The organism is Altererythrobacter ishigakiensis, from assembly GCF_001663155.1.
GTDB classification, from domain to species: Bacteria; Pseudomonadota; Alphaproteobacteria; order Sphingomonadales; family Sphingomonadaceae; genus Erythrobacter; species Erythrobacter ishigakiensis.
This window is the reverse complement of sequence record NZ_CP015963.1, coordinates 2,536,630-2,555,472: the sequence shown is the minus strand read 5'-3', so window position 1 is coordinate 2,555,472 and position 18,843 is coordinate 2,536,630. Positions and strand designations below refer to the sequence as shown.

Genomic DNA, 18,843 nt, shown 5'->3' with positions numbered 1-18,843 from the left:
CCCGGGTGACAGGAGGCTTTGCTTGGCACGTATCGTGATGAAATTCGGCGGCACCTCTATGGCGGGGACCGAGCGCATTCGTCGCGTGGCAAATATTGTGCGTAAACAACAAGCCGCAGGTCACGAAGTGGCGGTCGTTGTGTCAGCGATGGCGGGCGAGACTGATCGGCTGGTGAACTTCTGCCGCGAGGCCAATGCGCTATATGATCCGGCGGAATACGATGTCGTTGTATCAAGCGGCGAGCAGGTTACGAGCGGTTTGCTGGCGCTGACGTTGCAGTCGATGGGTTGCAAGGCGCGTAGCTGGCTCGGTTGGCAATTGCCGGTCCACACGATTGAGGCTCACGCCAAGGCGCGGATCGAAGATATCGATTCGGATGCTTTGATTGCGTCGATGCAGGCAGGCGAGATCGCTGTCATCCCGGGGTTTCAAGGTGTCAGCAATGCCGGTCGCATCACCACGCTAGGTCGCGGGGGGTCAGACACATCTGCGGTTGCTGTGGCAGCTGCGGTGAAAGCGGATCGCTGCGACATTTATACCGATGTCGATGGCGTCTACACTACGGATCCCCGAATCGTAGCGAAGGCGCATAAGCAAAAAGCGGTTACATACGAAGAAATGCTGGAGCTTGCTTCGGTCGGGGCAAAGGTATTGCAGACCCGATCAGTCAGCCTGGCGATGAAAGAAGGGGTTCGGCTGCAAGTTCTCTCCAGTTTCCTTGGGGACGATGCCATTCCAGCCGACGAATTGCCGGGCACCATGATCGTGTCTGATGAAGAGATGAACCAGTTAGTGGAGAAGGGCGATATGGAACGCCAACTCGTTACAGGTATCGCGCATGACAAGAATGAAGCGAAGGTCATTCTGACGCGCGTGCCTGACAAGCCGGGCGCAGTCGCGCATATCTTCGAGCCACTGGCTGAAGCCTCTATCAATGTCGACATGATCATTCAGAACGTTGGACGTGATAAGGGTGAAACAGACGTAACCTTCACCGTGCCGCAAGCCGATCTCGCTCGCGCTCAGGCGCTGCTTGAAGACCGGCGCGAGGATATTGGTTTCAATCGTATCATCACTGACAGCCAGATCGCGAAGATCAGTGTTGTGGGCGTGGGAATGAAGAGCCATGCCGGCGTCGCTAGCAATATGTTCCGCGCACTGTCCGAACGCGGGATCAATATTCAGGCAATCTCAACCTCTGAAATCAAAGTGAGCGTTCTGATTGATGAAGACGAGACCGAACTGGCGGTGCGAGTTCTTCACACGGCCTATGGCCTAGACTCAAATGAGGAAGCTGCCTGATTACTGGATTGATTCCACGATCATTCCTAAAACGAAATCATTGCTTGGGCGCTGCCGATAATCTGCTGAGACGAGCTTGTTCCTGATTGTGCCGTCCGGCGCGAGCACCAGCACACTGGCACGCGGCACACCATGCGCGAAATGGTCTTCGCCATACTGGGGATCGCGCAGTCCCACTGCATCAATGAAAGCGCTTTCGGTATCGCTGAGCATGACGAATGGGCGCTCGAGGCCCTCTGAGAACTCCGCCAGTTTTTCAGGTTCATCGTATGAGAGGCTGGCCAGCGTATAGCCTTTGCCGGCCAGCTCTTCTCCTATATCTGCATGATCTGCCAGCTGGATTTTGCAGAAGGGGCACCAATCAGCAGAACGTACCATGACCAGAACGGTGCCGCTGGCCCCGGAAATGCTCTCAAGGGTAACGGTTTCCCCCTGTGCGTTCTTCAGCTCTTGGCGGATTGGCACCTGATCGCCGACAGATGTTCCAACCTCGATATGCTCAGGCGGGGAAAACGCCGGCCACAAATGCCAGGCTGCCAAACCGGCGAAAGCCAAAAGTACGATACCTGAGCCCCAGATTGCCTTGCGCATCATTGTCATCAATTTCTCCAGTCCACGGCGGACTTTCTTTCTCGTGTGTACCCATTCAGCAGCCAGTTGCACTTCAGGTCAACCGACAAGGCAATGCGTTTCAGCGCATATTGGTGCTGAAAGGCCGGGGAACTAACGGAAACTTAACGCTCAACGCTCCAGTCTTTGCGGGCAAAAGGAGCAAAACCATGTCAATTCGTGCCCACATGGACGAACTACTTGTCAGTGATGATCGGCGTAACGGCAACCGCATCCAACTCTATCTGGCGACGCGGGGATTATTGCCGGAGGGCAAGCAGGCCAATGTGGAGATTCATAACATTTCTGTGACCGGGCTGCTGCTGGAAACAAATTTGCCACTAAATACTGGTTCCCGCCTCGATGTGGATTTGCCCCATAGCGGGCCAACCGGCGCGAGGGTTGTTTGGGTCGGCGACGGCGTTTTTGGGTGTGCATTTGATCAGCCGATCAGCGAGGCAGAGCTAGGCGCAGTTCAACTCAAGTCCGAGGCCCCGCTACCGCCTACCATCGGTCAGACGCAGGCCGCGAACTCCAATGTCACTTTCGGCAAGAAGCTTGAGCAATTACGCAAGGCGCGTGGGCTAACTCTGGCCAATGTTGCCGACGCGCTGGATGTCTCAAAGCCCACTGTCTGGGCCTGGGAGAAGGGCAAGGCACGCCCGCTGGACGAGCGTTTTCCTGCGATTGCGGAGGCACTTGGTGTCGAGATTGATGAACTGGCAGCTTCGACTTTCACTAGAGGTTGGACTGCGGTCATCGAAGAAAGCCGAGACAGTATCGCCAGTGCGCTTGGCTTGAATAAGGATCAGGTGAAGATCATGCTTGATCTATAAGGCGCTAGGTATTCATACGAATAGAAATGCTATGATATTCCAATAATATGGTAAACAATCCTGAAATCGATTCGTATTTTAGGATGGTTATATTACGCAACTAACGATTGTACGAATAATCACCCGTGTAATGCGGGAAATAGGGGATTTTCGACGAATCGGGTTAGCTAACTCAAATCTGACTAGGGCGGATCACGGGGGTATGTCGCAAATCAGGGGCGCATAGCGATGTTCAGGGGTTTTTCTCTTCAGCATGGAGAGGTCTTGCAAGAGTTGTTGGCTGAGACAGCCGGAAGCCTGGTCATAAAAACCGATCAGAACGGTTTTATTGAGAATGCCAGTCCCGGTATTGAAGCTCTGGGCCTCAATCTCTCTGAAATGCTCTTTCGACCGCATTTGGCCGATCTTACCAGTGCCTGTCACGCTGAAGCCATCCGTGCTTATCATCAAGACGCTCTCGCAGGGGTATCTCCGATCAAGCGGCTGGAATTCCCGCTTGTCCTTGGGATGCAAGAACCAGTGTGGTTCGCGCTCAGTTTGCGCGTCATCTCCGATGGCAAGAAGGGCAATCGCGGAGCGTTGGGATTGCTGCAATCTGTCGATGGACAGCGTAGCCTGGAAGACGAATTGTCTAGTGCGGCAATGACCGATGCGACGACGGGGCTTGCGAATGGTAAGGCACTAAGAGCAATCCTTGGCCATTATCTGCGCAACCAAGTTGGCGGAGTCATCGCAGTGCTGGAACTGGATCGCTTCGCTGCGCTGAAGCTACGTTTTGGACATGGTATGGCCAATGAAATGCTTTGGGCGTTTGGGCGCTTCCTTGCGAACTTTTTTCCCGCTGATCGCATGCTGGCGCGGTATGAGGGACAGCGTTTCGCGGTTTTGATGCCCGAAATTGATGGCCAGGCGGCACTCGAACAGGTGATCGATGCATTGGAAACCTTCGAGCAGATCTCTTCGCAGTCGCAAAGAGCGGATATGCGCCTTACGGCATCAGCCGGGCTTGCCGAGCTCTTAGGCGGAACCAACATGGTTCTTTTGCAAGCCGAGCGTGCTCTTATAGTCGCAAGGGCACTGGGCGGCCATCGCGCCGAACTGCGCGCAGAGGTCCCGCATTGGGCGGCAAACTAGTAAGGCACAATCATCGCTTACAACTTGGACAGCTGAGTTGGCGGCGCTAGGGTCAGCAAATGGCCTTCACACACAAAATCATGCTGCTTGGTTCCGGGGAACTTGGCCGCGAATTCGCAATTTCCGCCAAACGGCTGGGAGCTCATGTCATCGCATGTGATGCGTATGAGAATGCCCCCGCCATGCAGGTTGCGGATGCTAGTGAGGTGTTCTCCATGCTTGATGGAGAGGCACTTCGAGCGATGCTTGAGAAGCACAAGCCTGACCTGATCGTCCCGGAGATTGAAGCGATCAGGACCGAGGTTCTAGGCGAACTTGAAGCAGAGGGTTTCAATGTCGTCCCTTCTGCGCGAGCCACGCAGTTAACGATGAACCGTGACGCGATCCGCGATGTTGCAGCCCAAGAACTGGGCCTGACTACGTCAGTTTATCGCTATGCAGAAAACCTCGAAGAGGTTCGCGCAGCATCACAGCGCACCGGCTTTCCCTGTGTCATCAAACCGGTGATGTCGTCATCGGGGAAGGGGCAGAGCAAGGTCGAAGACGCCGCTTCTCTCGAAGAAGCATGGGACTACGCCGTTGCCAATATGCGCGGGGATCGCAGCCGAGTTATCGTCGAGCAGTTTGTCGATTTCGACTATGAGATCACGCTTTTGACCGTTCGTCATGCTGGCGGGATCACATTCTGTCCCCCGATCGGGCATCGCCAGGAACGCGGCGACTACCAGGAAAGCTGGCAGCCGACGCCAATGACCGAAGCGGCAATCTCCAAAGCACAAGCGATGGCGAAACAGGTCGTTGAAGCGCTGCAAGGTGAGGGGCGAGGTTGGGGGCTGTTCGGGGTCGAGTTCTTCGTGAAGGGTGACGAAGTCATATTCTCTGAGCTTTCGCCGCGCCCGCACGACACGGGAATGGTGACACTGATTTCGCAGGATTTGACTGAGTTTGATCTTCATGCGCGCGCAATCATGGGCTTACCGGTTCCAGAGAAAATAGGCGCTCGGCCGTCCGCCTCGGCAGTGATCCTTGCTGACCGCGACAGCCGTGACTTTGTTTTCCATGGCGTGGCTGATGCGCTTGGAGTGGAAAGTGGCAATGTCGACTTACGACTCTTTGGGAAACCCGCGACCCGGCCCTATCGCCGTATGGGAGTTGCGCTCGCATCTGCGGGAAGTGCAGATGATGCGCGAGCTATCGCTAAACGCGCAGCAGGTTCCATCCGCATTGCCTATCGTGACTGACAGGACTAAGCGCTCCAGCCATGACTGATTTTGCAAGAACAAGCCGGCTGATGCAGCGCGGCACAGATTTTCTGGGCTGCGAATACGCAATTCTTTGCGGTGCGATGAGCTGGGTATCCGAGCGGAACCTCGTCTCTGCCATCTCGAATGCAGGCGGCTTCGGCGTAATTGCATGCGGCGCGATGACTCCGGATCTTCTCGACAATGAGATTGCTGAAACACGGAAACTGACCGACAAGCCATTCGGCGTGAACCTGATCACTATGCACCCGCAGCTGTTCGACCTGATCGCGGTTTGCAAAAAGCACGGCGTGAGCCACGTCGTCTTGGCTGGCGGCATTCCGCCCAAGGGTAGCGTTGAAGCCATCAAGGAATTTGGCGCGAAAGTTATCGTGTTTGCGCCAACACTTGCGCTCGCGAAGAAGCTACTTCGTTCGGGCGGTGACGCGTTGGTAATCGAGGGCATGGAAGCGGGTGGCCATATCGGACCTGTTTCCACCAGCGTCTTGGCACAAGAGTTCCTGCCCGAACTGTCCGAAGATTATGTGGTCTTTGTCGCTGGCGGCATAGGCCGGGGCGAAGCGATCGCAATCTATCTTGAAATGGGCGCATGCGGCGTTCAGCTTGGCACGAGGTTCGCTTGCGCTGAGGAGAGTATCGCCCACCCCGACTTCAAAAAGGCATTCTTTCGTGCCAAGGCACGCGATGCGGAAACCAGTGTTCAGGTCGATCCACGTTTGCCGGTGATCCCGGTCCGCGCGCTCAAAAACAAAGGTACTGAAGAGTTTACTCGAAAGCAGATCGAAGTCGCCGGCATGCTTGACCGCGATGAAGTCGACATGGGTGAGGCGCAGCTTGAGATCGAACATTTCTGGGCCGGTGCCTTACGCCGCGCCGTAATCGATGGGGACGTTGACAATGGCAGCCTTATGGCGGGGCAGTCCGTTGGCATGGTCAAGGAAGAAGAGCCGGTTGCAGATATCATTCAGGCACTGATGACGCAAAGCGAAGCGGCGCTGACACGTCGCTGATGGCAGAACCGCTGGTCCTCACTCTGTCATGTCCTGACAGACCCGGAATCACTGCTCGTGTGACCGGTTTCCTGTACGAGAACGGCGGAAACGTGTTGGAGGCCCAGCAGTTCAACGATCGCGAGAGCGACCGTTTCTTTATGCGTGTTGAATTCGAAGATAGATCGCGATCGTGTGATGCGATGCGAGACGCCTTTGCTGGATTAGCGCACGAATACGAAATGGATTGGAAACTGGCGTTGCGTGACAGGCCGCGCCGGGTGCTGCTGATGGTCAGCAAATTCGACCATTGCCTTGCAGATTTGCTCTATCGTTGGCGTATAGGCGAATTGCCGATGGAGCCAGCCGCGATTGTTTCAAACCATCCGCACGAAGCCATACACTCTACCGATATTGGCAACGTGCCTTTCCATTATCTCCCTATCAGCAAGGACACCAAGGCTGAGCAGGAAGTGCTGGTTCGCAAGGTCGCTGAAGATGCGGGTACCGAACTTGTGGTTCTGGCGCGGTATATGCAAATCCTGTCAGACGAGCAGGCCGCATATTTTGCCGGTCGCTGCATCAATATCCATCATAGCTTCCTGCCTGGTTTTAAAGGCGCTAAACCCTATCATCAGGCGCATGCTCGCGGTGTAAAGATGATCGGTGCGACTGCGCACTACGTGACCACTGACCTGGATGAAGGCCCGATCATTCATCAGGATGTCGAAGCCATCACGCATGCTGATAGTCCTGAGGAGCTTGTACGCAAGGGCCGGGATATTGAGCGGCGCGTACTCGCAGAAGCTGTTCGACTTCATCTTGAAGAACGCGTTCTCCTCAATGGCAGTCGGACGGTCGTCTTTCGAGGCTAGCGCACACCTTTGCGAATGTAGATCTGATTGGGAATACAAGGTCGCCCATCGACCGGCGCATCATAAGCTGTCGAGATCGGCGGCAATTGGCCATTGCTCCACCAAGTGCTGAAATAGCCCGCGCCCAGATTGGCAGAGAAAGGGCAATAGGCCCCGCCATAAGCTGGCGCTGGCGGACTGTGATATGACTGTCGGTCGCGCAGCCGGGCCAGGGCCAACCTTTTCCTCTCTAAACAGACGCTGTCGTATCCGGTGAATTTACCGTCACGATCATACACCGAGCACTGCTCATAGTCGCCATTCGAGAGGTTTTGAGCGGAAGCTGGAGTGGCCAATACAGCGCCAGCTGCCGCCGCTACAAGCGCGCCATGAACCATTACACGCATTTCAATCTACTCCCGGCCTGATTTCGAAACGCAGAGAAAAGTAGACTGGAGTCAGTGTCGCCTTGCTGAACTGTCATGTTGCACAAGGTTCAGGATTGAGATCGACACCGGGCCGGTTCACTGCTGACAGACAGGTTGTGCCTCAGTTGCTAACTGAACGACTTAATCAAGCCCTCCCGCCTTGTCCTGATTTGCCCGGAATATCACCCATTCGCGGATCGCATTTGATTCTTTTGCACTGAGACTTTCCGCAAAGCTCGCCATGCCGCGGCCCTGCAACATGCCTTCGCGCACAACCGCTTGCCAGCTGGCCGGGTTCGACAGCGTACCCGAGCGCCTGAGGTCTGGCAGGACAGTCGATCCAACAGCACCTGGTGCGTGGCACACCGCGCAGTAGCGTGCGTATTTCTCTCCGCCCAAGGCAATGGTTGCTGCATTTGCGCGGCTGGGTGGAGGATCAAGCGGTAATTTCGCCAGTTCGGGTTCGGGTGGCAGCTGGCTTTCGGCGCCAAGCTTAAACACCAGAAGCCGACTGACGTTACGAACGGGCGCAAGGTCATTGATTGCCTGACCATCTACAGAAAGTGCATATGCACCGCCCCATCCTGCCAGCACGGCGACATATTGCTCACCATCGATGGTGTAGGTGACCGGTGGAGCAACCACGCCCGTTTGCGCCGGAAAGCTCCATAGCTTCTCACCATTAGCGGCGTTGTAGGCGTTGAACTCGCTGCCTGCGGTACCCTGGAATACCAGTCCGCCTGCCGTGGCCAGCAACCCGCCGTTCCAGGGGCCTGGATGCTCTAATGTCCAGCGCGGCTCTTGCGCTACTGGATCCCAAGCTACCAGCATACCCTTCAGCGTACCTGTGATCTCCTTTCGGAATCCAAGATCTGGCGGCAGGTCGCCCGCGCTCAAATCAAAACCGACGTTGAAACCGCGCGCCCTGTCCGGTTTCCAGTCGGCTTCAGGCGAATAGACCATCGCTGCTTCAAATGCCGGAATGTAGACTAGGTTTTCGTCCGGATGGTAGGCCATCGGGTGCCAGTTGTGTCCACCCAAAGCGCCCGGCGTTACGACGGCTGTCTGGCCAGTCTTGTCGATGCGTGTTTCGGGATTCTCAATCGGTCGGCCGCTCTCGTCAATTCCGGTTGCCCAGTTGACCGTGACATATGGCTTGGCGCTAATGAATTCGCCCGTGGCCCGATCAAGCACGTAGAAGAATCCATTCTTCGGAGCCTGCATCAGCACCTGACGCTGAGCGCCGTCGATTTCCATGTCGGCGAGCATGATGTGTTGCGTCGCGGTGTAATCCCATGTTTCGCCCGGTGTAGTCTGATAGTGCCAAACATATTCGCCTGTATCGGGCCGGATCGCGACAATGCTGGAGAGATAAAGATTATCTCCTTCACCGGTGCCATCTTCGCCTGGAGAGCGATAAGCCCGGTTCCAGGGTGAGCCGTTTCCGACACCGATATAGAGCAGATTCAGGTCGGGATCGTATGCCATCGAATCCCAAACCGTTCCACCGCCGCCAATCGCGTCTGAGCCTGCAAGGACCTCTGTATTCCAGGTTTTGGCGGCAGCCTGAAGGTACTCGGGCGAAGTTTCATCTTCTGTCCCCTCGGGAACGGTGTAGAAGCGCCAAAGCTCTTCGCCTGAGCCAGCATCATAAGCCGCGATGTATCCACGTACGCCGAACTCCGCGCCACCATTACCGATCAAGACCTTGCCATCGATAATCCGCGGAGCGCCGGTGACGGTATAGCTTTGTTCGGGGTCGGTCGTTTGTTTGCTCCACACGACCGCGCCCGTTTCGCGATCAAGCTTCACCAAGCGGCCATCCAAAGTACCCAGAAACAGGCTATCGCCCCAGGTCGCCAGTCCGCGGTTGACGACATCGCAGCAGGCTTTGACGGCGGTTTCGCCCGGGACTTCCGGATCATACTCCCACAAAAGAGCGCCGGTTACGCCATCATAGGCTTTGACCTTGCTCCATGCGGTTGTGAGATAAAGTTTGCCGTCAATGACCAGCGGCGTGGCTTCTTGCCCCCGCGCTGTGTCCATATCTGCAAACCACGCCAAACCCAACTCGCCGACATTCGCAGTGTTGATCTGATCAAGCGGAGAGAAGCGTTGCTCATCATAGGTCCGGCCGTAAGTAATCCAGTTCGCACCATCATCGCCGGCATTGAGCAATGCTTCACCATCGACTCCGCTCTCGCTGCACGCGCTCAGCGTTAGCGCTGCCGCTAAGGCAATTCCGAACTTTTTCATTTTTGCTCTCTCCCCGGTGCCGGCTTACCAGCACTTGTTTCTTCAGACTGCCTCGCGCAGCTGCCTTTGTCCATGTTCGAAATTTTGACAGGCTTGCGCTTTCGCTTGGCGGGACCGTGATCGAACGTTACCATACCTTTTCTGGTCTAAAGGAGTTTGGCTCATGATTTACGCGCTCGGCGCACTGGTGTTTGTTCTTTTGGTTTTCCTGCTCCTGGGCGTCAGAGTGGTGCGGCAGGGATACGTCTACACCATTGAAAGATTGGGCAAGTTCACCATTCCTGCAGAGCCGGGCTTGCACATCATTGTCCCTTTTATCGACCGTGTCGGTCAAAAGGTGAATATGATGGAGCAGGTGCTCGATATTCCAGGGCAAGAAATCATCACCAAGGACAACGCCATGGTCGGCGTTGATGCGGTGGTCTTCTTTCAGGTTCTGGATGCTGGTAAAGCCGCTTACGAGGTTGCCAATCTTTATGCCGCGATCATGGCGCTAACGACCACGAACCTGCGCACAGTCATGGGTTCAATGGACTTGGACGAGACGCTGTCGAAGCGTGACGAGATCAATGCTCGTCTGCTCGCAGTTGTTGACCATGCGACATCGCCCTGGGGCGTAAAGATCACACGCGTCGAAATCAAAGACATCCGCCCGCCACACGATATCTCTGAAGCGATGGCGAGGCAGATGAAGGCAGAACGCTTGAAGCGCGCTGAAATTCTTGAAGCTGAGGGCGACAAGACTAGCGCGATCCTGCGCTCGGAAGGTTCGAAGCAATCGGCGATTCTTGAGGCCGAGGGTAAACGCGAGGCTGCTTTCCGTGACGCTGAAGCACGCGAACGCGCCGCTGAAGCCGAGGCGCGCGCCACACAGATGGTTTCAGACGCGATTGCAGCTTCGGGCAACCAGGCGATCAATTACTTCATCGCGCAGGAATATACCAAAGCCGTAGGCAAGTTTGCTGATAGCCCTAATGCGAAGACGATCCTGTTTCCCGTTGAGGCAACTCAATTGATCGGCACATTGGGCGGTATCGGCGAATTGGTAAAAGATGCGATCGAACCGAAAGAAGGGGATGTTACGACCGGTTCCCGCACTGGTCAGCAGATCCCGCAAGGGCGCGCGCGAACAAGCGTGCCGCGTGCCGGTGAGAGCTGATGAACGGGCTTGAAGGGTTTGACGCCCATTGGGTGTGGATTGCTCTCGGGCTGATACTCGCCGCGCTCGAGATGCTGGTGCCGGGCGTCTACCTTATTTGGCTGGCGGTTGCTGCGATTCTGACTGGTATTCTGACACTTGGCCTTGATCTCATGCTGCCGGCACAGGTCATCGTCTTCGTATCGCTTTCCTTGATCACCGCTTTCAGCGCCAGACGATTTCTGCGTGACTCACCCATCGAGAGCTCGGATCCGCTGCTTAATCGGCGCGGTTCGCGGCTGATCGGCGAAAGTGCGATCGTCACGCAATCGATCGACGGTGGCTCTGGCCGCGTCAAGTATGGCGACAGCGAATGGATCGCGCGCGGGCCCGATGTTGGAGAGGGCGAGCGCGTTCGCATCACCGGTAGCGACGGTGCGATCCTGTTGGTCGAACCAATCACCTTGATTGGCGATGATGATCCTGCTGCGACCTCTGAATCAGCCGAAGACAAGCAGGATTAGTTAGCCGGGCCGCTTGCTTCTTCGCCGAAGCGGCCGTGCTTGCGATAGCGGACCATCCATTTGTCTAGAAAGAGACTTAGCGGACGCGGCTTGATATCAAGCTTTTCGAATCCCGGATAATCGCCAGATACGCAATTGCCCTCTTTCAGCATGACCCATTGATCGCGATTGATAGGCGTCAGCGGGAGCGCTGCAAAGGCCGCTGACATTGGGTCTGGAACAGGCAGAAAAATCCGCTTGCGACCCTGGGCCTTGGCGATCCTTTGATTGAATTCCATCATTGTGATCACTTCCGGGCCACCAAGCTCGTAGGTCTTCCCGCCATGCATGGACGGGTTTTCCAACGCCACAACGATTGCCTCAGCAAGGTCGTCGACAAACGCAGGTTGCAGAGGAGAATCTGGTCCGAAAACGGGCAGGACGGGCGACATCTGGACCAGACCAGCGAACAGATTGGTGAAATTGTCATCCTGTCCGAAGAGCGCCGATGGACGCAGAATTGTGACCTTGGGGAAGTTCTTTCGAACCAGATCTTCTCCGTGCGCATTTGCTCTGGCGTAACTGGATGATGATTCTCCGTCCGCACCAATCGCGCTTATGTGGACCAGCGCTTTTGCGCCTGCATCGGTTGCGGCGGCCGCAACATCTCCGGCGGAATCTCCCATTAGTTGCATAAGGTCGCCACCGAAGCTTCCGACCAGATTGACGACCATGTCAGAGCCACTCACAGCGGCGCGAACCTGGCGAGGATCATTGATGTTACAGCGCACAAACTGGATCTGACCCAGATTGGCCAACGGCTTGAGTCTGTGGCTGCGCTCCGGATTGCGGCTGGCAATGCGTACCCGCGCTCCACTTTCAAGTAGAGCCTGTGACAGATAATTTCCAAGGAACCCGCTTCCGCCGAAGAGGGTAACAAGCTGATTCTTGAGCGATGATTTTCGAGACATGGCGGCCTGCTTGCAAGGTTATCTATGAAGTTGCGAGCGCATTGCCGCATGCAGCTTGCTGCTGCAAGTGTTTGCGCGCATGCGAAGCGTGTAAATCAGTCGTTGACAACCGCAGTCAAGCGGGGCTAACCGCGCGCCTCGCTTGTTCTCGCAAAGTTTGATTTTGCGAAGAGCCTGTGCCCAGATGGCGGAATTGGTAGACGCGCCGTCTTCAGGTGGCGGTGGGGGCAACCCCGTGGAGGTTCGAGTCCTCTTCTGGGCACCATTTACACATACATCAAAGTTCATATTCGATGCCAAATCGGGAAGTCACCCCGGTCGTGTCTGTCCGTCGCCGAGAACCAGATACTTAAAGCTGGTCAACTGTTCGAGGCCAACAGGCCCGCGTGCATGCATCTTGCCGGTGGCAATGCCGATTTCCGCACCCATCCCAAACTCGCCGCCGTCGGAAAACTGCGTTGATGCGTTATGCATCACCACAGCGCTGTCGACGGCAGTCAGGAAGGCGCGCGCAGCATTCTTGTCTTCAGTCATGATTGCATCGGTGTGGCCGGAGGAATGTTGCGCGACAAAGTCGATCGCTTCGTTCAGCGCGGACACGATCTTGATTGAAGCGATTGCATCGAGATATTCGGTTTCGAAATCTTTTTCGTCTGCGGGATTAACCCGCGCGTCGATCGCGACTGCGGCTTCATCGCCGCGAAATTCACATTCAGGCATCGCGTCGAGCAGCATCGGAATTGCCTGATTGGCGATTGCCTCGTCGACAACGATGCTTTCTGTGGCACCGCAGATGCCTGTCCGCCGCAGCTTGGCATTGCGCACAATAGAAACCGATTTCTCAAGGTCAGCCGCGGCATGAATGTAGCTATGGCAGTTGCCATCGAGGTGTAGCAACGTGGGAACCTTCGCTTGATCCCGCACCAGTTCGACCAGCCCCCGACCGCCGCGCGGAATTACCAGATCCACGGTTTCGGTCGCCTTCAGGATTTCCGCAACCGCTTCGCGGGCGCTGGTTTGGACCGTTTGCACCGCATCTTCAGGGAGGCCAGCTGCTTTGAGGCCGGTACGCATGCATTCGACAATGACATAGGTTGAGCGGCGGCTTTCAGAGCCACCGCGCAAGATCACTGCGTTACCGGATTTGAGGCACAGCGCACTCGCATCGGCGCCAACATTGGGACGCGATTCATAGATCATGCCGATCACGCCAATAGGGACCGCGACCCTCTCGATCGTAAGGCCATTTGGCCGCTCGAACGTGGCTAGGTTGCGGCCTACGGGATCGGGCAATTCAGCAATCTGCTCCAAGGCCACTGCCATTGCCTCGATCCGGTCTTCATTCAACAGCAACCGGTCGATGAAAGACTCTGGCTTTGATCCGCGGACGCTCTCAACGTCTTTCTCGTTCGCTGCGATCAGATCCACAGTTGCACCGCGCAGCGCTCTTGCCGCTTCGCGCAATGCAGCGTTTTTTGCCTCTGTTGACGCTCCAACCAGCTGGCGCGCAGCAGCTTTCGCCTTTTGGCCAAGCTGGTGGATGTGGATTGATGGATCGAGGTTTTGGTCAGTCATGTCATTTCCTAGATTTTGTTTGCCTTGGAGCAGTGGCGGCGCGTTCAGCGCAGCTCCACCGCGCGGCGAATTGCGGCCTTCAGCGTGTCGGAAATCAGCGCTCCAAGCTGTCCTTCGCCGTTAAGCGCATCGAGACCCGCTGCTGTCGTTCCGTTCTTGCTCGTCACCGAACCGCGCAACTCCTCAAGCGAAAGATCGCTCTGCTGCGCCATCGAAATCGTGCCCTCTATTACACCAAGGACCATCTGGACGCTTTGCTCCTCGGAAAAGCCGAGATCCTTGGCCGCCTCGACATATGCGCGAGCGAATTCGAACACATAGCCCGGGCCTGACCCGGCAATCGCCGTAAAACGGTCCAACTCATCTTCGTCCGCGACGCGGATCACGCTGCCGGCACGGTTCATCAAATCATTAGCATGCGCGACCTGATCTTCAGTGGCGGCCTTACTCGGGCAAAGACCACTCACGCCTTTGCCAATTGCAGCGGGCAAATTCGGCATCACTCTGATCACGGATGACTCAGAGCTGACAGTCTTGAGCCTTTCGATCGAACAACCGGCCGCGATTGACAGAATGTAGCCTTTTGGCGTGAGCATGCCGCGAAAGTCTGGCACGATGTCGTCGATCAGTTGCGGTTTGACCGCAATAACGATGGTATCGAACCGCTCTTTTTCGATTTCATCGCGTGACTTGACCAGCGCCACACCCTTCGGCGCGCGGTCGAGGTAAGGGTCGACGATGGTGAACGCCTCATCGCCTTTGCGCCAACTTTCAAGTAACGCAGACCCCATTTTACCGCATCCAATTTGTAAAACAGTTAACAAAATTCACCTTTTAAAAAATTAATTAGCGAAGGTTATATAGATATTTCATTATCTATCGTATCTATTTGTCTATATTTGGCCGGACTTATAAATACTTCGATTTCTTCGATGCTATTTTTGCTGAAGAAATATTTTGGGTTTTGGAGTTGTGCATCGCACAATCGCTACTTAGATGGGCGGTGACTTATTTCAAGATTGAACGAGGATTTTGTGCGGAAGAAGAAACGCATTGTGGTGAAAATCGGTTCGAGCCTGGTCGCAAACACGGACCGTCTTACCCCTAGGTTCGGATTTATGCAGCGGCTGCTTGATGATATCGCTCAGCTCCGCGACCAGGGTTATGATGTCATTCTGGCGTCGTCAGGCGCAGTCGCGCTTGGCCTCAGGATGGTGGGGGCCCGGCCGGAAACCGCGGGCGTGAGAGACAAACAAGCCGCGGCAGCATGCGGCATGCCGGTCCTTTTGAATGCATACAAGCAGGTTGGGTTGGAATACGGACTCCAGATTTCACAGATCCTCTTAACCCTTGGGGATTTCGAGGATCACCGCCGCTTTCTGAATACACGCAACACGGTCAACCGCCTGCTCGAATCGCGCATTGTCCCGATCGTGAACGAGAACGACACAATCACAACCGAAGAGATCCGCGTCGGTGACAACGACAGGCTAGCTGCAAAGATCGCTCAAATGGTCGGGGCCGAGCACTTCATCATCCTCACCGGAGTCGATGGCCTTTTCGACCGCGATCCTTCTCAAGAGGGGGCTCAATTGGTCTCTGAGGTTCGAGACGTGAACGAGTATGTCGAGGCTGCTTCTGGCAAAAGTTCTCTGGGTTCCGGTGGAATGCTCACCAAGCTTCAGGCCGCAAACATGGCACAGAACGCCGGTTGCACGACTTTTATTGCCAACGGAGAGCCAGAACACCCGCTGCTTGCGGTGCTTGATGGTAGCCGTAAATGTACCAAATGCCTTCCTCATTCAGAGCCAGTCTCCATGTGGGACGCTTGGCTGGCAGATCGCCTGCAAATGGCCGGAACCTTGGTTTTGACCAGGAACGCGGCAGACAAATTCACCGAAGATGATCCGGTCCATCGTGATGACGTTGAAACCGTAACCGGCGATTTCAAGCGCGGTGATGTGCTCCATATTTATAACGCTGAGGGTGAGGAACTGGCCAGAGGCCTATCCGATTTCACCTCCGAGGAGTGCCGTATTATGATACAGAATACGGAACTTCCGGCAGATCAATTGTTGGGTTACCAGACTGATGCGGAGTTCATCCGCGGCGAAAATCTTGTCCTGTTGGAAAACCGACATATGACCTGGGATTTGCCTGCAACGTGATAGATCGCACGTAAGCGAAAATTATCCCGAGATGGCATCGCTCGTTATCTCAACCGCCGGCAAGTTTGCGAAGCGGATAGATCGGTGCGAGCAGCTGCGTTCAACCTCAACCTCTCGAGCGCATCGATTTGTCTTGACGGTCACGACTTGAGATCTGGCGTGCCCAATCTTTCAGTTATGTGACAATGATTGGCTATGGATTGTCATTCGTCCGGCGCTGACATTTACTGCGCCTGAAATGACTGAGAACGATTCGCGATCCGTCTTGACGGAGGCTCTTAGGCGTGCGCTTGCTGGCGAAGACGATCCTGTCCAGTTGCGAAATGCTATTGCCAACCCGCATCGGCTATCCGCCATAGAGAAAAGTGCGTGGCTTCAGCTTCACAACTGGCGCGCTGATGAGAACCTTCGAACGCAATTTCCCAAGCATGCAGAGTTCAGTCGCCGCCGAATGAACGAGCTGCTCGAGCAGCTCGAAGCTTAACGCTTTACCGCGCTGCCATTCGTCCGGTTCGGAACTCGCCGCGATTGAGCATTTCCAGCGCCAATCGTGCCAAATGGCGTGAGTCCTTCCATTCCCCATCGGCGGTCTCGAGGACAAGGCGGTCAGAGCCGCGCATTGCTTCCTCGAACATCTCTCTCGCTTCTTCGGTGCGGCCCTGGCGTGCGTATGCGATTCCCAGATTAATGAGTTTGACCGGATCATCTGGTGCAAGTTCGGTGTTTGCCTGAATTTCCTCCACTGCAGCTGCATCGCGCCCTTCGAGCAAAGGCTCATAGCCGACATCGCTCGGCGTCCCAGCGGTCAGGATCATCAAAATTGCTGTGCCAGTCATAAGCATAGGCCGTCTCCCACTTGAGATCACATTTTGTGGAAAAGTATTTCTGGCCGCAACAAAAATGAAACATTGTCATAAAACGGCAATGAAAATTAAGAATACATAATAAAGACAATGCTTTAAGTATTGTAACAAAAGTCAATCAGGCATGATCCGCTTTGTCGTAAATGTAGTTTACGTGACATATTCTGTCATGTGACATTTCCGCGATAATTCTGCTGATCCTGACCACAAAGAGTCATTGCCCGTCCCTAGCGACTCCTGAGCGCGCTTCAGGCGCGACTAATTCTTACTCCGGATTTCTTAGGGGACCGCTCGCTGTGAAAACTCTCAATCGTACTCTTATTATGGGCGCAAGCCTGATCGCGCTCGCTGGCTGTGGTGCAGATGAAATCGCATCGCCCGGTACTGGTGGCAATATCATCATCGGCGGCGGTGGTGGTGGCGGTACGCCGACACCAACTCCTACACCCACCGAAACAACGACAACGGCGGCAGCCGACTGTCCATTCATTGCCGATCCGCAAGGCCTTACAGATCGCAGTACGATTTCCGGTCCGACCGGCTCGTATCGCCTTTGCCAGCTTCCGGCACGTTTCAATCGTTCAACGACGCTTCCGTTTACGCCATCTGATGCTGCGGTTATCTATTTGATCGATGGTCAGGTCGACGTGGGCACAGATGGTGGTCCGACTGCAGATAATTCAGACGGCCTCGATGACACCAACATTGTCTTGACGATCGAACCGGGCGTGATCCTGGCTGGTCTTGATGCGTCCTACCTTAACGTCAATCGCGGCAACCAGGTCATCGCAGATGGCACGACCGATCGTCCAATCATCTTCACCAGCCAGCAGAATATCCGAGGCGAAAATACCGATAGTTCTTCGGGTGACTGGGGCGGTCTGATTTTGAACGGCCGCGCGCCGATCACCGATTGTCTTTCCAACACTGCGACACCGGGAACGGCGGATTGCGAACGCGAGGTGGAAGGGACGACTACACCGCCTCGTTACGGTGGAAATGACGCATCGGACAATTCCGGCATTGTTCGCAATGTCCAGTTGCGCTTCTCAGGCACTGTTCTTGCAAACGGTGACGAGCTTCAGGCGCTCACAACCGGTGGTGTTGGCTCAGGCACGACCTTCGAGAACATCCAGTCATTCAACAGTGCAGATGACGGCGTCGAGTTCTTCGGCGGCGTAGTAAACATGAAGGGTCTGGTCGTCGTTGGCGCGGAAGATGACTCAATCGACACGGACACCGGCGTGAAAGCTACACTGCAATATGTTGTGGCCGTCCAGCGTTCGGATGTAGGTGACACGATCATCGAAGCCGACAGCAACAACGCTCTGGTTGATGATACGCCTCGCCAGAACACGCTGATTTCGAACGCTACTTTCATTCAGCGCAAGAATGATGACCAGGTCATCCGTATCCGCGGGGGAACAGACTATTCGCTGTTCAACACCATCATCTTCGACAATTCATCAAATGGTACGCCATGCTTGCGCATTGACCTGCCGGAAACAGTCCGCGCCGCGAATGCTGGACTGGATGATGTTGGTCCGCCGCGCTTCGAATCCGTGGCAATGGATTGTGCGACACCTTTCCGCGATGGCAGCAGCGGCGTAACTGCCGCTGACACACAGGCAATTTTCGAGAGCGGCTCGAACAATACCACTGTGCTGACCAACACGTTGACGATGACATACATCAACGGTTCGAACGAGGACGCATTGGTGGCTTTCGACCCGACCGGGATCTCCAGCTTCTTCGACAATGCTGGCTACGTGGGTGCAGCGCAATCCGGTGATACGCGCTTCGAAGGATGGACTTGTGACTCAGCGACCATCGCCTTCGGCAACAACACGGGCGATTGCACTTCGCTGCCAGTCTACCAGTGATCAACTTGCTTTCGGGCGATCGACACCTCTCCCGTCGGTCGCCCGATTGCGCCTTATCAAGATTGAAACTC

General features: G+C 55.3%; 18 protein-coding genes and 1 tRNA gene. 12 read left to right on the top strand and 7 right to left on the bottom strand.

The window, feature by feature from the left end; genetic code table 11:
• Window positions 1-22: 22 nt before the first annotated feature.
• Window positions 23-1,303 (top strand): aspartate kinase, encoded by a 1,281-nt coding sequence (locus tag A6F69_RS12290; RefSeq protein WP_067601782.1) that lies wholly within the window; start codon window positions 23-25, stop codon window positions 1,301-1,303.
• On the opposite strand, the gene A6F69_RS12285 is transcribed toward A6F69_RS12290, so the two are convergent.
• The gene (locus A6F69_RS12285) at window positions 1,304-1,903 is read right to left on the bottom strand and encodes a peroxiredoxin family protein (protein WP_144573579.1); all 600 of its coding nucleotides are present in this window, start codon (window positions 1,901-1,903) and stop codon (window positions 1,304-1,306) included.
• A gap of 179 nt (window positions 1,904-2,082) precedes the next feature.
• Between A6F69_RS12285 and A6F69_RS13085 the strand changes: the two genes are divergently transcribed.
• From A6F69_RS13085 to purU, 5 genes are all read left to right on the top strand, one after another.
• Window positions 2,083-2,748 (top strand): helix-turn-helix domain-containing protein, encoded by a 666-nt coding sequence (locus A6F69_RS13085; RefSeq protein WP_067601776.1) that lies wholly within the window; start codon window positions 2,083-2,085, stop codon window positions 2,746-2,748.
• Window positions 2,749-3,024: 276 nt separating this feature from the next.
• Window positions 3,025-3,882, top strand: coding sequence for a GGDEF domain-containing protein (locus A6F69_RS12275; protein WP_169816567.1), 858 nt, complete (start codon window positions 3,025-3,027; stop codon window positions 3,880-3,882).
• A 59-nt stretch (window positions 3,883-3,941) separates the two neighbouring features.
• Window positions 3,942-5,123 (top strand): formate-dependent phosphoribosylglycinamide formyltransferase, encoded by a 1,182-nt coding sequence (gene purT / locus A6F69_RS12270; protein WP_067601771.1) that lies wholly within the window; start codon window positions 3,942-3,944, stop codon window positions 5,121-5,123.
• 20 nt (window positions 5,124-5,143) lie between these two features.
• Window positions 5,144-6,154, top strand: a complete 1,011-nt coding sequence (locus A6F69_RS12265) for an NAD(P)H-dependent flavin oxidoreductase (RefSeq protein ID WP_067601768.1) — start codon at window positions 5,144-5,146, stop codon at window positions 6,152-6,154.
• Window positions 6,154-7,008, top strand: a complete 855-nt coding sequence (gene purU, locus A6F69_RS12260; RefSeq protein ID WP_067601765.1) for a formyltetrahydrofolate deformylase — start codon at window positions 6,154-6,156, stop codon at window positions 7,006-7,008. Before A6F69_RS12265 ends, purU begins: the two co-directional genes overlap by 1 nt.
• Here the strand turns inward: purU and A6F69_RS12255 are convergent.
• Entirely contained in the window at window positions 7,005-7,394 is a 390-nt protein-coding gene (locus tag A6F69_RS12255; protein ID WP_067601762.1) for a hypothetical protein, read from the bottom strand. The genes purU and A6F69_RS12255 overlap by 4 nt on opposite strands.
• Before the next feature lie 162 nt (window positions 7,395-7,556).
• Window positions 7,557-9,671: a PQQ-dependent dehydrogenase, methanol/ethanol family gene (locus A6F69_RS12250; RefSeq protein ID WP_067601759.1), complete on the bottom strand. Its 2,115-nt coding sequence runs from the start codon at window positions 9,669-9,671 to the stop codon at window positions 7,557-7,559.
• 163 nt (window positions 9,672-9,834) lie between these two features.
• On the opposite strand from A6F69_RS12250, the gene A6F69_RS12245 reads away from it, so the two are divergent.
• Together A6F69_RS12245 and A6F69_RS12240 are read left to right on the top strand one after the other, a co-directional pair.
• Window positions 9,835-10,830 carry an SPFH domain-containing protein gene (locus tag A6F69_RS12245; protein ID WP_067601756.1) on the top strand — a complete coding sequence of 332 codons (996 nt, stop codon included), beginning with the start codon at window positions 9,835-9,837 and terminating at the stop codon, window positions 10,828-10,830.
• Complete coding sequence (locus A6F69_RS12240) at window positions 10,830-11,333, top strand: NfeD family protein (RefSeq protein WP_067601753.1); 504 nt, start codon at window positions 10,830-10,832, stop codon at window positions 11,331-11,333. Before A6F69_RS12245 ends, A6F69_RS12240 begins: the two co-directional genes overlap by 1 nt.
• Here A6F69_RS12240 and A6F69_RS12235 read toward each other — a convergent pair.
• The gene (locus A6F69_RS12235; RefSeq protein ID WP_067601749.1) at window positions 11,330-12,283 is read right to left on the bottom strand and encodes a complex I NDUFA9 subunit family protein; all 954 of its coding nucleotides are present in this window, start codon (window positions 12,281-12,283) and stop codon (window positions 11,330-11,332) included. The genes A6F69_RS12240 and A6F69_RS12235 overlap by 4 nt on opposite strands.
• Before the next feature lie 178 nt (window positions 12,284-12,461).
• Between A6F69_RS12235 and A6F69_RS12230 the strand changes: the two genes are divergently transcribed.
• Window positions 12,462-12,548: transfer RNA gene (locus tag A6F69_RS12230), tRNA-Leu, on the top strand.
• A 44-nt stretch (window positions 12,549-12,592) separates the two neighbouring features.
• Here A6F69_RS12230 and A6F69_RS12225 read toward each other — a convergent pair.
• Window positions 12,593-13,858: a glutamate-5-semialdehyde dehydrogenase gene (locus A6F69_RS12225; protein ID WP_067601746.1), complete on the bottom strand. Its 1,266-nt coding sequence runs from the start codon at window positions 13,856-13,858 to the stop codon at window positions 12,593-12,595.
• Between the two features lie 44 nt (window positions 13,859-13,902).
• Window positions 13,903-14,649, bottom strand: coding sequence for a pyrroline-5-carboxylate reductase family protein (locus A6F69_RS12220; RefSeq protein WP_067601743.1), 747 nt, complete (start codon window positions 14,647-14,649; stop codon window positions 13,903-13,905).
• Window positions 14,650-14,892: 243 nt separating this feature from the next.
• On the opposite strand from A6F69_RS12220, the gene proB reads away from it, so the two are divergent.
• A complete protein-coding gene (gene proB / locus A6F69_RS12215) occupies window positions 14,893-16,026 on the top strand; it encodes a glutamate 5-kinase (protein WP_083984875.1) in 1,134 nt (377 codons plus the stop codon).
• Window positions 16,027-16,264: 238 nt separating this feature from the next.
• Window positions 16,265-16,510, top strand: a complete 246-nt coding sequence (locus A6F69_RS12210) for a hypothetical protein (RefSeq protein WP_067601737.1) — start codon at window positions 16,265-16,267, stop codon at window positions 16,508-16,510.
• 4 nt (window positions 16,511-16,514) lie between these two features.
• On the opposite strand, the gene A6F69_RS12205 is transcribed toward A6F69_RS12210, so the two are convergent.
• Complete coding sequence (locus A6F69_RS12205) at window positions 16,515-16,862, bottom strand: tetratricopeptide repeat protein (protein WP_169816566.1); 348 nt, start codon at window positions 16,860-16,862, stop codon at window positions 16,515-16,517.
• Between the two features lie 323 nt (window positions 16,863-17,185).
• On the opposite strand from A6F69_RS12205, the gene A6F69_RS12200 reads away from it, so the two are divergent.
• The gene (locus A6F69_RS12200) at window positions 17,186-18,772 is read left to right on the top strand and encodes a hypothetical protein (protein WP_067601731.1); all 1,587 of its coding nucleotides are present in this window, start codon (window positions 17,186-17,188) and stop codon (window positions 18,770-18,772) included.
• Window positions 18,773-18,843: the final 71 nt, after the last annotated feature.